The sequence below is a fragment of the Pseudomonas bubulae genome (assembly GCF_900618535.1).
Classification (GTDB): Bacteria; Pseudomonadota; Gammaproteobacteria; order Pseudomonadales; family Pseudomonadaceae; genus Aquipseudomonas; species Aquipseudomonas bubulae.
Genome location: NZ_UYJA01000003.1, coordinates 111,018 through 124,149, shown reverse-complemented (window position 1 = coordinate 124,149; position 13,132 = coordinate 111,018). Strand labels below are relative to the sequence as shown.

Below are 13,132 nucleotides of genomic sequence, written 5' to 3'. Positions count from 1 at the left end.
GGGCGAATGCTTGGAATAAGGGTTTTGCGCAGCTCAGGCACCACAAGACTACCAAGCCATCCGCGTGGGTACCTGAGATTTCTGGCTATTACGCGGATAGATGGGCGCGACCTGAAGCCGCGCAGGTGAGTCAGCCGCGGTGTCGAGATTCCACTGCTTTGCGCAGGGTATCGATCAGGGCTTGAATACGGGCGTGCTGCATTTTCATCGAAGCCTTGTTAACCACCAGGCGGGAGCTGATGGCGGCAATGAATTCCTGGGGTTCCAGGCCATTGGCACGCAAGGTGTTGCCGGTATCGACCACGTCAATGATCTTGTCGGCCAGACCAATCAGGGGGGCCAGCTCCATCGAGCCATACAGCTTGATGATGTCGACCTGACGGCCCTGTTCGGCGTAGTAACGCTTGGCGACATTGACGAACTTGGTCGCAACGCGCAGGCGGCCCTTGGGTTCAGCGACACCAATGGCACCGGCGGTCATCAGCTTGCACTGGGCAATCTGCAGGTCCAGCGGCTCGTACAGGCCCTGGCCACCATACTCCATCAGCACGTCTTTACCGGCCACACCGAGGTCGGCGGCACCATGCTCAACGTAAGTCGGCACGTCGGTGGCACGGACGATCAGCAGGCGGACGTCAGGCTGTGAGGTCGGGATGATCAGCTTGCGGCTTTTGTCCGGATTCTCGGTCGGCACAATGCCTGCTTCGGCCAGAAGCGGCAGGGTGTCGTCAAGGATACGGCCCTTGGACAGTGCAATGGTCAACATGGGAAACGTAAGTCCTTATCAGGGTACTTTTGCCCGTGCGCAATCGGCGCCGGACAAGCATCGAGCCTGATATCAGGCTCGACTTGAACGATTCGAGGCCAGGTAAGGTAACGCTTGCAGGCCGTTACGTCACCTGGCAGCTGGACACTATCCCTGTGCCCATGATGCCAAACAGCAAAAACTAGCCCGGAACGCGGCGGATTTTAGCGCCCAGCATTTGCAGTTTTTCTTCGATGCACTCGTAACCACGGTCTATGTGGTAGATGCGATCGATCAGGGTATCGCCTTCCGCCACCAGCGCCGAAATCACCAGGCTGGCAGAAGCACGCAGGTCGGTGGCCATTACTGGCGCGCCCTTGAGGGTTTCAGTGCCGGTCACGATGGCAGTGTTGCCTTCAACCTGGATCTTGGCGCCCATGCGGTGCAGTTCATACACGTGCATGAAGCGGTTTTCGAAGATCGTCTCGATCACTGCACCCGTGCCTTCGGCAATGGCGTTGAGCGAGATGAACTGCGCCTGCATGTCGGTCGGAAACGCCGGGTACGGAGCAGTACGCACGTTCACCGCTTTAGGGCGTTTGCCGTGCATGTTCAGCTCGATCCAGTCTTCACCGGTGGTGACCTCGGCGCCTGCTTCCTTGAGCTTCTCAAGGACGGCTTCAAGGATGGTCGGATCAGTGTCCTTGACCTTCACGCGGCCACCGGTGACGGCAGCGGCTACCAGGTAAGTACCGGTTTCAATACGGTCCGGCATGACGCGGTAAGTCGCCGAATGCAGCTCTTTGACGCCATCAATGGTGATGGTGTCAGTACCAGCACCGCTTACCTTGGCGCCCATGGCGTTCAGGAAGTTGGCCAGGTCGACGACTTCAGGCTCGCGTGCAGAGTTCTGCAATACGCTGCGGCCGTTGGCCAGTGCTGCGGCCATCATGATGTTCTCGGTACCGGTCACGCTGACGGTATCAAAGAAGAAGCTGGCACCGCGCAAGCCGCCTTCAGGCGCCTTGGCCTTGATGTAGCCACCTTCAACGTCGATCACTGCGCCCATGGCTTCAAGGCCGCGGATGTGCAGGTCAACCGGACGCGAGCCAATGGCGCAGCCGCCCGGCAAGGCAACTTCAGCGTAACCGAAACGTGCAACCATCGGCCCCAGTACCAGGATCGATGCGCGCATGGTTTTCACCAGCTCATACGGCGCGACCAGGGTTTTGATGGTGTTCGGGTTGATTTCGACACTGAGCTTTTCATCGATCACCGGCTCAATGCCCATGCGACCGAACAGCTCGATCATGGTGGTGATGTCATGCAAATGCGGCAGGTTGGCTACAGTGACCGGGCCATTGCACAGCAGGGTCGCTGCCAGGATCGGCAGGGCAGAGTTCTTCGCCCCGGAAATGCGGATCTCGCCATCAAGGCGGGCACCGCCGGTAATAATCAATTTATCCATAACAATCTCGACGCCAATGGGCTCAGGGGGCTCAGGTGCGCTCGGCCCAGGCCGCGCTGCTGAAGAATTTCATAGTGACCGCATGGATGCTGCCATCAGCGATCCACGGGTTCAAATGGGCATAGATGCTTTGTTGACGTTTGACCGGGCTCAGGGCCACCAGTTCGTCACTGATCACGTTCAACTGAAAGTTGCAGCCTTCGCCCTCAACTTCTACCTGGGTTCCTGGCAGCTTTCCTTCAAGAAAGCTCTTCACTTCTACGGCCTGCATGCTCAACCTCAATCGGCGCCTAACGCGCACGGGTCGGCCATCATACAAAAAAGCCCCGCGCCTGCGAACCCCGCATAACAGGACTCTGACAGGGGGGCTTATTTATATGTGGCGATTAATGATGTGCCAGCAGCTCGGTCACACCCGAAACCTGGGCGATTTCGCGCATGTCTTCGGGCATGGCACGAATGCTCAATGGCTTGTTCAGGGCCTGGGCATCACGGATATAACACAGCAGCAGCGACAAACCGACGCTGCTCGATTTGGTAACGCCCGAGCAGTCAACCACCAGCTCTTTGGCCAGGGCTTTTTTGATCAGGGCCTGACCTTCTGTGCGCAAACGGGGGCCAGTCTGATAATCGAGCACGCCACTAAGGCGAAGCTCGCTCTCGCCGGCCAGGGTTATGGCCGCTTCACTCATTGCCCGGCTGCCTTGGGCGATGCCGCATCAGTGGTCTGCTTGGCCTTGGCCACTTCACCCGCCCAGTTGTCGATGGTTTTATCCAGGTTGTTGCCGTTGCGCTGCATGGCATCGGCGAACTGATCGCGGAACAGCTTGCCGATATTGATGCCATTGATGATCACGTTACGCACTTTCCACTCGCCGTTGACCTTGTTAAGGGTATAGGACAATGGATAAATGGCGCCGTTGTCACCCTTGACGGTCATGTCGACACTGGTGCGATCGCCGCTTTCGTCCTTGGCCGGGCCAACGGTGATGCCCTGATTCTTGAACTCAAGCAAGGCATTGCCGTAGAACTGCATCAGGCTGCGCTTGAAGTTCTCTTGAAAGCGCTGCATCTGGGCAGGCGTTGCATTGCGCGAGTACTTGACCGTCATGATGCTTTTGGAGATGCCATCAACATCTACTGCAGGGCCGACGATTTCGTTCAGGGCATCATAGAACTTGCTTGGGCTTTGTTTGTATTGCTCCTTGTTGGCAGCCAGGTCGGCCAGCAACCTTGTCGTGGTATCTGAAACGATGTCATGGGCCGACTGCCCCGGCGCGGCGTTCGCCACCAGAGGAAGGGCTGCGGCCAGTATTACCAGCAGGCCACGGCGCAAGAGAGAAATCATCTGGAAGCTCCTTATTTGGCGTCTTTGCTAACGGTATTGAGCAGGAATTTACCGATCAGGTCTTCAAGAACCAGCGACGACTGCGTGTCGTGAATGGTGCCGCCGTCCTTGAGTGTCGCGTCTTCGCCACCCACGCTGATGCCGATGTATTTCTCGCCCAGCAGGCCTGCTGTGAGGATAGACGCTGTCGAATCCACAGGCAGGTTATCCACCGCTTTTTCGAGCTGCAATGTGACGCGGGCCATGTAGTTGTCACGGTCCAGGTCGATTGCTGTCACCTTGCCGATGGTCACGCCAGCCATGGTGACTTTGGCGCGCACGGTCAGCCCGGCAATATTGTCGAAATTGGCATAGAGCTTGTAGGTGTCAGTGCTCGCCGTCGGGGACAGCCCGCTGACCCGCAAGGCAAGCAACAGCAAAGCCAGGATGCCAGCCAGCAGGAACAGGCCGACACCGATTTCCATGGTGCGGTTTTGCATCAGAAATCTCCAAACATCAAGGCGGTCAATATAAAGTCCAGCCCGAGGACTGCCAGTGAGGCATACACCACGGTCTTGGTAGTGGCACGGCTGATCCCCTCTGAGGTGGGCTCACAGTCATAACCTTGAAACACGGCAATCCAGGTCACCACAAAGGCAAACACGATGCTTTTGATGATCCCGTTAATTACGTCACCACTGAAGGTTACGCTGTTTTGCATGTTGGCCCAGTAGGAGCCGTCGTAGACACCGAGCCAGTCCACGGCAACCCACGAACCACCCCAGATCCCGACCACGCTGAAAATCATCGCCAGCACAGGCAGGGAAATAAACCCGGCCCACAACCGCGGCGCAATGATGTACTTGAGCGGATCAACACCGATCATTTCCAGGCTGGACAGCTGCTCGGTCGATTTCATGTTGCCGATTTCAGCCGTCAGCGCCGACCCTGCGCGCCCGGCGAACAGCAAGGCGGTAACCACGGGACCCAGTTCGCGCAACAGGGTCAGGGCCACCATCTGCCCCACTGCCTGCTCCGAACCATAGCTGGACAGGATACTGAAGCCTTGCAGTGCCAGTACCATGCCGATAAATATGCCGGACACCACGATAATGACCAGCGACATGACGCCAACCGAATGCAGCTGCCTGACCAGCAAACCAAACCCGCCCCCGATACCGCCACGCCCCAGCAGTGCATGAAACAGGAACACTGCCGAACGCCCCAGTACCGCAACGGTGTCGATCCCGGCCCGGCCGAACAGACCGATACGGCTCATTAATGACATCTTGCGCATCAGCGCTTCCCCAGTAGATCGGTTCGGTAGTCCGACGCCGGAAAGTGGAACGGAACCGGGCCATCCGGGTCGCCGGTCATGAACTGGCGAATGCGCGGGTTATCGGCGTTCATCAATTCTTCGGGCGTGCCCTGCCCCAGCACCTGGCCATCGCCGACTACATATAGATAGTCGGCAATGCTCGCAGTTTCAGCCAGATCGTGAGAAACCACGATACTGGTAATGCCCAGCGCATCATTGAGCAAACGAATCAGGCGTACCAGCACGCCCATTGCAATGGGATCCTGCCCCACGAAGGGTTCGTCATACATCAGGATCTGCGGATCCAGGGCAATCGCCCGCGCCAGCGCCACCCGGCGTTTCATGCCGCCGGACAACTCGTCGGGCATCAGGTCGATAGCTCCGCGCAAGCCCACCGCCTGCAATTTAAGCAGCACGATGTCACGGATCATTTCTTCCGGCAGCTCGGTATGCACCCGCAACGGGAAAGCAACGTTCTCGAACACGTCCAGATCGGTAAACAGCGCACCGCTCTGAAACAACACGCCCATATGCTTGCGGGCATCAAACAAATCACTGCGCGACAGGGCCGGCAGGTTTTGATTGTTGACCCACACTTCGCCGCTGTTGGGACGCAGTTGCATGCCCATCAGGCGCAACAGTGTGGTCTTGCCGCAGCCAGACGGCCCCATGATCCCCGTGACCTTGCCACGCGGGATGCGAATATCGACATTATTGAAGATGCTGCGCGTACCGCGCTTGAAGGACACTCCCTTCAGCTCGACCGCGTAGGCGTTATCGGCGCTCATCTAAACTCCTTGCGATGCAGCCTCTGCCTCTCACCCGGACACCAAACTTCTTGTGAAGAAGCACGCGTTCCCTGGCGGGCCGAACTGGCGGCGAACTATACCACTGCTCATAGTGACCGCCCAAGACCGAAGGAGTGCCGGTTAAGTCTCAGTACAGTGAAATAAAGATGTTTTTTCTGCAAACACACGCGCACTTTGTAAGCACATGCAATAAAGCACAGCGATCAAGCGTGAGGGAACGCCACATAACCGCTATAATCGTTGCCTTTTCTCAGGCTACCCGACTTCAACCATGAGCCAATCCAGCGACCTGATCCAATCCGCCCAACGCACCATCCGCCTCGAACTGGAAGCCGTAGAGGGCTTGCTGACACATATCGACGCAGATTTCGTACGCGCTTGCGAGATGATTTTGGCCAGTAAAGGCCGGGTGGTCGTGGTCGGCATGGGCAAGTCAGGACACATCGGCAATAAAATTGCCGCAACCCTGGCCAGCACCGGCACCACGGCTTTTTTTGTCCACCCGGCAGAAGCCAGCCACGGCGACATGGGCATGATTACCCGCGATGACATTATCCTCGCACTGTCCAACTCCGGCTCGACCGCCGAAATCGTCACCCTGCTGCCACTGATCAAGCGCCTGGGCATCAAGCTGATCAGCATGACCGGCAACCCCGAATCGCCGCTGGCCAAGGCCGCCGATGTCAGCCTGGATGCCCGCGTGGCCCAGGAAGCCTGCCCGTTGAATCTGGCACCGACCTCGTCCACCACGGCAACCTTGGTGCTGGGCGATGCACTGGCTATTGCCCTGCTTGAAGCTCGCGGTTTTACTGCAGAAGATTTCGCCTTTTCCCACCCCGGCGGAGCACTGGGCCGACGCCTATTGCTGAAAGTGGAAAACGTCATGCACTCTGGTGATGAACTGCCGCAAGTCGTGCGCGGTACATTGCTCAAGGAAGCGTTGATGGAAATGACCCACAAGGGCCTGGGCATGACCGTCGTCATAGAAGAGGACGGTCGACTGGCCGGAATCTTTACTGACGGCGACTTGCGCCGCACCCTGGACCGCGAAATCGACATCCGCAACGCCACCATCGACGCGGTCATGACCCCGCACGGCAAAACCGCCCGCGCCGACATGCTGGCAGCCGAAGCCCTTAAAATCATGGAAGACCACAAAATCAGCGCGCTGGTGGTGGTCGACAAGCAAGATCGTCCGGTTGGCGCCTTGAACATGCACGATCTGCTACGCGCAGGAGTAATGTAATGACCCAGGAACTTCTCAAGCGCGGCAAGGGCATCAAGCTGGCCATTTTTGACGTTGACGGCGTATTGACCGACGGCCGCCTGTATTTCCTCGAAGATGGCAGCGAATTCAAGACCTTCAATACCCTCGACGGCCAGGGCATCAAGATGCTTATGGCCGCCGGTGTGCAAACGGCAATTATCAGCGGCCGCAAAACCCCGGTGGTCGAGCGTCGCGCACAAAACCTGGGCATCCCGTATCTGTACCAGGGCCGCGAAGACAAATTGGTCGTACTGGACGAGCTTCTTGGCCAACTCAACCTAAGCTATGAACAGGTTGCCTACCTGGGAGATGACTTGCCCGACCTGCCGGTTATCCGCCGGGTAGGTCTGGGCATGGCCGTGGCCAACGCTGCGGACTTTGTCCGCGAGCACGCCCACGGGGTAACCCGGGCGCGGGGTGGCGAAGGTGCCGCCCGTGAATTCTGCGAGCTGATTCTGCGTGCCCAGGGCAGCCTGGACGCAGCCCACGCCGCCTACCTATAGAGCTTTCTATGCTGAGCAAAAAGATTCGCCAAATAGTGCTGTTTACAGTGATTGCCTCGCTGTTTGCAGCTGCTGGCTACTGGAATATCAGGCCGGAACGTTTTCTCAATGCCCCTACCCTGGCGGTGGATGAAAACGCTATCGACTACTACGCCACCAATGCACACAGCCGTCAGTTTTTACCTGACGGCAAGCTGCAGTACGACATGACGTCCGAGAAGCTTGAACATTTGAAGGCTTCCGAGGTCACTCAGATGACCCAACCGAAAATGCAGCTCTACCGCGGCACGGCCTACCCGTGGAACGTGCAGAGCGAGCGCGGTGAAGTCAACCCGGATGGCACCGAGGTCGAGCTTATCGATTCGGTGCGCATCGCGCGCACTGACGAAAAAAACCGCACCACCATTATTACCAGTACCCGTATGACTGTATTCCCCCAGAAGGAATATGCGCAGACCGAGCGAGACGTTAGAATCGACGGCGCTGGCGGCGTAACCACTGGCAAGGGCATGAAAGCATATTTGAAAGACGGCAGGATGGACCTGCTGTCCAACGTAAGAGGACAGTATGAGTCTCGTTAAAACCCTCCCTTTATTGCTCAGCCTGAGCGCAGCACTGGGAAGCGTGAGCGCCTGGGCTCTGCCGAACGACACCGAACAACCTATTCGCATCCAGGCCAACGAGGCACAACTGGATGACAAGCAAGGTATTGCCACCTACAAGGGCGATGTCATCATCACCCAGGGCTCGATGAAAATCACCGGCAACACCGTCACCATCACCCGTAATGCTGCGGGCGAAATCGACGTGGTGACATCCGTCGGCAACCTGGCCTACTTCGAGCAACTGCAAAAAGCCACTGACCCCAAACCGGTACAGGCTTATGCCGTCACCATTCAATACCATGCACCACAAAACCGCATCGTACTGATTGACAAGGCCAAAGTGATTAACGACGGCAATACCACCGAGGGCGAGAAAATCGTCTACGACACGGTAAAACAAATTGCCAGTGCCGGTCGCGCCAATGGCGCCAATGTCACCGCACCTCGCCCGCGCATCGACATGGTGATCCAGCCCAAGAAGAAAACCGACCAGCAGAAGGCCCAGTAATGGCAACTCTGAAAGCCCAGCATCTGGCCAAAAGCTACAAGAGCCGTCAGGTAGTACGTGATGTCAGCCTGTCGATCGACAGCGGGCAAATCGTGGGCCTGCTCGGCCCCAACGGCGCGGGCAAAACCACCTGTTTCTACATGATTGTCGGCCTGGTGCACGCCGATCAGGGTCGCGTACTGATCGATGACCTGGACGTCAGCCACGAGCCCATGCATGGTCGCGCACGCGCCGGTATCGGTTACTTGCCACAGGAAGCCTCGATCTTTCGCAAGCTGTCGGTGGCCGACAACATCATGGCAATCCTCGAAACCCGCAAGGAGCTCGACAAGACCGGTCGTCGCAAGGAGCTGGAAAGCCTGCTGCAGGAATTCCATATCAACCATATTCGCGACAACCTGGGCATGAGCCTGTCGGGCGGTGAGCGCCGTCGGGTAGAAATTGCCCGCGCACTGGCCACGGCACCCAAGTTCATCCTGCTCGACGAACCCTTTGCCGGTGTCGATCCGATCTCGGTGGGCGACATCAAACAAATCATCTACCACCTCAAAGCCAAGGGCATTGGCGTGCTGATCACCGACCACAATGTCCGTGAAACCCTCGATATCTGCGAAACGGCCTATATCGTCAATGACGGGCAATTGATCGCTGAAGGCGATGCTGAAACGATTCTGGCCAACAAGTTGGTGCGGGAAGTTTACCTGGGTCACGAGTTCCGCCTCTAAGCCCGGACACATCATGGGCAGCCAGGGCATCCGGGCAGTAAAAATGCGCCAGCATTTTATTGCCCGAATATTCAACGGGGTGCTCTCGATCAGTTCACCACCCGCAAACTAATTTAGACCGCCCCCTAGGCAAACGCACCGGTTTCAGGCATATAATTTGCTTATGTTTGGCGCTCACGCGCCCTGTAGTGGATGGCGCCATGTGCGCCGGCGAATAAGGTGTTAAGCCCCTGCCATGAAACCATCGCTAGTCCTGAGAATGGGCCAGCAGCTGACAATGACACCTCAGCTGCAACAGGCCATCCGCCTGCTCCAATTGTCGACCCTCGATCTGCAACAGGAAATCCAGGAAGCCCTGGAGTCCAACCCCATGCTCGAGCGCCAGGAAGAAGGCGACGACTTCGACAATGCAGACCCCCTTGCCGATAACATTGAGCAAAAGCCCAATCCCGACGTTCAAGAGCCCACCTACCAGGAAACTGCCCAGACCGTAGACAATCTGGAAGACGGTGACTGGGGTGAGCGCATTCCCAACGAACTGCCCGTGGACACTGCCTGGGAAGACATCTACCAGACCAGCGCCAGCAGCCTGCCAAGCAACGACGATGACGAGTGGGACTTCACCACCCGCACCTCGACCGGTGAAAGCCTGCAAAGCCACCTGCTGTGGCAATTGAACCTGGCTCCGATGTCCGACACCGACCGTCTGATCGGCGTAACCCTGATCGACTGCATCAACAACCAGGGCTACCTGGACGAAACCCTCGAAGAAATCCTCGAAGCCTTTGATCCGGAACTGGACATTGAACTCGATGAAATCGAAGCCGTCCTGCATCGCATCCAGCAATTCGAACCGGCTGGCATTGGCGCGCGCAACCTGGGCGAATGCCTGCTCCTGCAATTGCGCCAACTGCCTGCCAAGACCCCCTGGCTGAGCGAGGCCAAGCGCCTGGTCACCGACTACATCGACCTGCTGGGCGCACGCGACTACAGCCAGCTGATGCGCCGCATGAAGCTCAAAGAGGACGAACTGCGCCAGGTCATTGAACTGGTACAGAGCCTCAACCCGCGCCCGGGTTCGCAAATCGAATCCAGCGAAGCCGAATACGTCGTACCTGACGTGATCGTGCGCAAGGACAACGAGCGCTGGCTGGTCGAGCTTAACCAGGAGTCCGTACCGCGCCTGCGGGTGAACGCGCAATACGCCGGTTTCGTACGCAGAGCCGATACCAGCGCCGACAACACCTTTATGCGCAACCAGCTGCAGGAAGCACGCTGGTTTATCAAAAGCCTGCAAAGCCGCAACGAAACCCTGATGAAAGTGGCGACCCAGATCGTCGAGCACCAACGCGGCTTTCTCGAGCATGGCGATGAAGCCATGAAACCCCTGGTACTGCACGATATCGCCGAAGCGGTGGGCATGCACGAATCCACCATTTCCCGGGTTACCACACAAAAATTCATGCATACCCCACGGGGTATTTATGAACTTAAATACTTTTTCTCCAGCCACGTCAGCACCTCTGAAGGCGGCGAATGCTCCTCCACCGCGATCCGTGCCATCATCAAAAAACTGGTTGCAGCGGAAAATCAGAAAAAGCCGTTGAGTGACAGCAAGATCGCTGGTTTACTGGAGGCACAAGGTATTCAGGTAGCCCGTCGCACCGTCGCCAAGTACCGCGAATCCCTCGGGATAGCGCCTTCGAGCGAACGCAAGCGTTTGATGTAAGCCACGGACCCCGGCGTTTCAGTGGCAGGCTGCTCGGCCTGCCGCTTTATGCAATGGCATCAAAGGAGAAACTGTATGCAAGTCAACATCAGTGGACACCAACTGGAAGTCACCGAACCGCTACGCGCATACATCGGCGAAAAACTCGACCGACTGGAGCGTCACTTCGACAAGATTACCAACGTACAGGTAACGATGGCGGTCGAAAAACTGAAACAGAAAATCGAGGCCACCTTGCACATCCATGGAGGAGAAGTCGTTGCCAACGCCGAGCATGACGATATGTATGCCGCCATCGATCTGCTCACTGACAAGCTTGATCGCCAACTGAAAAAGCATAAGGAAAAGACCCAAAGCCTGCTCCAGGGCGCGACCGGTCGTTAATACTCCCTACCCATGATCCGACTTGAAAGTATCCTGACCCCCGGCCGTTCCCTGGTGAACGCGCCGGGCGGCAGTAAAAAGCGTGCACTCGAACATATTGCCAACCTGATCAGCCGCGAAGTGCCTGGTCTCGAAATGCAGGATGTTTTCGAGAGCCTTATTGCCCGTGAAAAACTGGGTTCCACCGGTTTTGGCAACGGCATCGCCATACCCCATTGCCGCCTCAAGGGCTGCGAGTCGCCTGTAAGCGCCTTGCTGCACCTCGACGCCCCCATAGATTTCGACGCCATCGATGGCGCGCCGGTCGACCTGCTTTTCGTTTTGCTGGTGCCAGAAGCGGCAACCGATGCACACCTGGAACTGCTCCGGCAGATTGCCAGCATGCTCGATCGCAAAGACGTGCGCGAAAGACTGCGCAACGCACCTAGCAACGAAGCGTTGTATCAGGTTGTTCTGGACGTACAGAACGGTCATTAATCATGCGCTTAGTCATAGTCAGCGGACGCTCCGGCTCCGGTAAAAGCACTGCCCTCGCCGTCCTTGAAGACAACGGTTTCTATTGCATCGACAACCTGCCAGCCGGCTTGCTGCCGGAACTGGCCGAACGCGCGTTGATTCACACTGAACTGGCCCAGCCACTGGTGGCCGTTTCGATCGATGCGCGCAACCTGCCGAGTCATTTGTCACGTTTTCCGCAGTTGCTTGAAGAGGTGCGTAACCGGCATATCCAGTGTGACGTGCTGTACCTGGATGCCGACGAAGAAACCTTGCTCAAGCGCTTCTCGGAAACCCGCAGGCGCCACCCGCTCAGCAGCGCGAGCCGCTCCCTTGCCGAAGCCATTCGCGATGAAACCCAGCTTTTGGGCCCCATTGCCGACCTTGCTGACCTGACCATCAATACCACCAATCTGAATCTGTATCAGTTACGTGACACCATCAAGCTGCGCCTGCTGAACAAGCCAGAGCCAGGCACCGCCTTTTTGGTGGAGTCGTTCGGTTTCAAGCGCGGTATGCCGGTGGATGCCGATCTGGTGTTTGACGTGCGTTGCCTGCCCAACCCGTACTGGAAACCCGAGCTGCGCGAGCAGTCAGGGCTGGACCAGCCGGTAGCCGATTATCTGGCGGCGCAACCTGATGTCGAAGAGATGTTCCAGGACATCTCCAGCTACCTGCTTAAATGGCTACCGCGCTTTGCAGCCAGCAACCGCGCCTATGTGACAATCGGAATCGGCTGCACGGGCGGGCATCACCGCTCCGTGTACCTGACCGAACGCCTGGGCAAATGCCTGCAAGAAACTCTGAAGAACGTCCAGGTTCGCCACCGCGACCTTACTTGAAGGATCTACCCCGCGATGCCTGCAGTGGAAATTGAAATCATCAACAAACTGGGCTTGCACGCCCGTGCATCGGCAAAGTTTGTCGGCATCGCAGGGCAGTTTCCATGTCAGATCCAGGCGGGTCGCACCCCTGAGTCGATGGTCGACGGCAAAAGCATCATGGCCATGATGATGCTGGCCGCCGGCAAGGGCACAACCATCCACATCAAGACCGAAGGTGAGAAGGATCAGGAAGCGCTGGACGCACTGGTTGCCCTGATCAACAACTACTTTGATGAAGGTGAATAAGCCTGAAGCTTTTTCGACGCAGCGGCAGGAAAACTGCCACCGTGGGAGCGAGCCTGCTCGCGAAGGTTGTTCGCGAGCAGGCTCGCTCCCACGGCAGGAATTGATCGACTAAAGAGTAT

At 57.4% G+C, this 13,132-nt stretch carries 18 protein-coding genes; 10 read left to right on the top strand and 8 right to left on the bottom strand.

The features are described 5' to 3' along the window. Nucleotides 1–130: 130 nt before the first annotated feature. The 8 genes from hisG to PPTH39_RS11460 all read right to left on the bottom strand — a co-directional run bounded on the left by hisG (nucleotide 131) and on the right by PPTH39_RS11460 (nucleotide 5,646). Nucleotides 131–766 (bottom strand): ATP phosphoribosyltransferase, encoded by a 636-nt coding sequence (gene hisG, locus PPTH39_RS11495; RefSeq protein ID WP_016781809.1) that lies wholly within the window; start codon nucleotides 764–766, stop codon nucleotides 131–133. 181 nt (nucleotides 767–947) lie between these two features. Further along, nucleotides 948–2,213 carry a UDP-N-acetylglucosamine 1-carboxyvinyltransferase gene (gene murA, locus PPTH39_RS11490; protein WP_095001150.1) on the bottom strand — a complete coding sequence of 422 codons (1,266 nt, stop codon included), beginning with the start codon at nucleotides 2,211–2,213 and terminating at the stop codon, nucleotides 948–950. A 31-nt stretch (nucleotides 2,214–2,244) separates the two neighbouring features. Next, nucleotides 2,245–2,484 (bottom strand): BolA family protein, encoded by a 240-nt coding sequence (locus tag PPTH39_RS11485; RefSeq protein ID WP_003439919.1) that lies wholly within the window; start codon nucleotides 2,482–2,484, stop codon nucleotides 2,245–2,247. 115 nt (nucleotides 2,485–2,599) lie between these two features. Continuing rightward, the gene (locus PPTH39_RS11480) at nucleotides 2,600–2,905 is read right to left on the bottom strand and encodes an STAS domain-containing protein (RefSeq protein WP_095001149.1); all 306 of its coding nucleotides are present in this window, start codon (nucleotides 2,903–2,905) and stop codon (nucleotides 2,600–2,602) included. Continuing rightward, on the bottom strand, nucleotides 2,902–3,561 hold the full coding sequence (locus tag PPTH39_RS11475; protein ID WP_095001148.1) for an MlaC/ttg2D family ABC transporter substrate-binding protein: 660 nt from the start codon (nucleotides 3,559–3,561) through the stop codon (nucleotides 2,902–2,904). Before PPTH39_RS11475 ends, PPTH39_RS11480 begins: the two co-directional genes overlap by 4 nt. 11 nt (nucleotides 3,562–3,572) lie before the next feature. Continuing rightward, the gene (gene mlaD, locus PPTH39_RS11470) at nucleotides 3,573–4,040 is read right to left on the bottom strand and encodes an outer membrane lipid asymmetry maintenance protein MlaD (protein ID WP_095018238.1); all 468 of its coding nucleotides are present in this window, start codon (nucleotides 4,038–4,040) and stop codon (nucleotides 3,573–3,575) included. Continuing rightward, nucleotides 4,040–4,837, bottom strand: coding sequence for a lipid asymmetry maintenance ABC transporter permease subunit MlaE (gene mlaE / locus PPTH39_RS11465; RefSeq protein WP_095001146.1), 798 nt, complete (start codon nucleotides 4,835–4,837; stop codon nucleotides 4,040–4,042). The genes mlaD and mlaE overlap by 1 nt, the downstream gene beginning before the upstream one ends. After that, the gene (locus tag PPTH39_RS11460) at nucleotides 4,837–5,646 is read right to left on the bottom strand and encodes an ATP-binding cassette domain-containing protein (RefSeq protein WP_095001145.1); all 810 of its coding nucleotides are present in this window, start codon (nucleotides 5,644–5,646) and stop codon (nucleotides 4,837–4,839) included. The genes mlaE and PPTH39_RS11460 overlap by 1 nt, the downstream gene beginning before the upstream one ends. Nucleotides 5,647–5,938: 292 nt before the next feature. On the opposite strand from PPTH39_RS11460, the gene PPTH39_RS11455 reads away from it, so the two are divergent. The 10 genes from PPTH39_RS11455 (at nucleotide 5,939) to PPTH39_RS11410 (ending at nucleotide 13,013) form a co-directional block, all read left to right on the top strand. Beyond that, nucleotides 5,939–6,913: a KpsF/GutQ family sugar-phosphate isomerase gene (locus tag PPTH39_RS11455; protein ID WP_095001144.1), complete on the top strand. Its 975-nt coding sequence runs from the start codon at nucleotides 5,939–5,941 to the stop codon at nucleotides 6,911–6,913. Continuing rightward, on the top strand, nucleotides 6,913–7,437 hold the full coding sequence (locus tag PPTH39_RS11450) for a KdsC family phosphatase (RefSeq protein WP_095001143.1): 525 nt from the start codon (nucleotides 6,913–6,915) through the stop codon (nucleotides 7,435–7,437). The genes PPTH39_RS11455 and PPTH39_RS11450 overlap by 1 nt, the downstream gene beginning before the upstream one ends. Nucleotides 7,438–7,445: 8 nt before the next feature. Then, nucleotides 7,446–8,018 carry an LPS export ABC transporter periplasmic protein LptC gene (lptC, locus tag PPTH39_RS11445; protein WP_095001142.1) on the top strand — a complete coding sequence of 191 codons (573 nt, stop codon included), beginning with the start codon at nucleotides 7,446–7,448 and terminating at the stop codon, nucleotides 8,016–8,018. Further along, complete coding sequence (gene lptA, locus PPTH39_RS11440; RefSeq protein ID WP_095001141.1) at nucleotides 8,005–8,550, top strand: lipopolysaccharide transport periplasmic protein LptA; 546 nt, start codon at nucleotides 8,005–8,007, stop codon at nucleotides 8,548–8,550. Before lptC ends, lptA begins: the two co-directional genes overlap by 14 nt. Continuing rightward, on the top strand, nucleotides 8,550–9,275 hold the full coding sequence (gene lptB / locus PPTH39_RS11435) for an LPS export ABC transporter ATP-binding protein (protein WP_095001140.1): 726 nt from the start codon (nucleotides 8,550–8,552) through the stop codon (nucleotides 9,273–9,275). Before lptA ends, lptB begins: the two co-directional genes overlap by 1 nt. Before the next feature lie 235 nt (nucleotides 9,276–9,510). Next, nucleotides 9,511–11,004 carry an RNA polymerase factor sigma-54 gene (locus PPTH39_RS11430; protein WP_095001139.1) on the top strand — a complete coding sequence of 498 codons (1,494 nt, stop codon included), beginning with the start codon at nucleotides 9,511–9,513 and terminating at the stop codon, nucleotides 11,002–11,004. 75 nt (nucleotides 11,005–11,079) lie between these two features. Beyond that, nucleotides 11,080–11,388 (top strand): ribosome hibernation-promoting factor, HPF/YfiA family, encoded by a 309-nt coding sequence (gene hpf / locus PPTH39_RS11425; protein WP_016781796.1) that lies wholly within the window; start codon nucleotides 11,080–11,082, stop codon nucleotides 11,386–11,388. Between the two features lie 12 nt (nucleotides 11,389–11,400). Further along, the gene (ptsN, locus tag PPTH39_RS11420) at nucleotides 11,401–11,865 is read left to right on the top strand and encodes a PTS IIA-like nitrogen regulatory protein PtsN (protein WP_095001138.1); all 465 of its coding nucleotides are present in this window, start codon (nucleotides 11,401–11,403) and stop codon (nucleotides 11,863–11,865) included. A gap of 2 nt (nucleotides 11,866–11,867) precedes the next feature. After that, on the top strand, nucleotides 11,868–12,725 hold the full coding sequence (gene rapZ / locus PPTH39_RS11415; protein ID WP_019825031.1) for an RNase adapter RapZ: 858 nt from the start codon (nucleotides 11,868–11,870) through the stop codon (nucleotides 12,723–12,725). Between the two features lie 15 nt (nucleotides 12,726–12,740). Then, nucleotides 12,741–13,013 carry an HPr family phosphocarrier protein gene (locus PPTH39_RS11410; RefSeq protein WP_095001137.1) on the top strand — a complete coding sequence of 91 codons (273 nt, stop codon included), beginning with the start codon at nucleotides 12,741–12,743 and terminating at the stop codon, nucleotides 13,011–13,013. The last annotated feature ends 119 nt before the right edge of the window (nucleotides 13,014–13,132 follow it).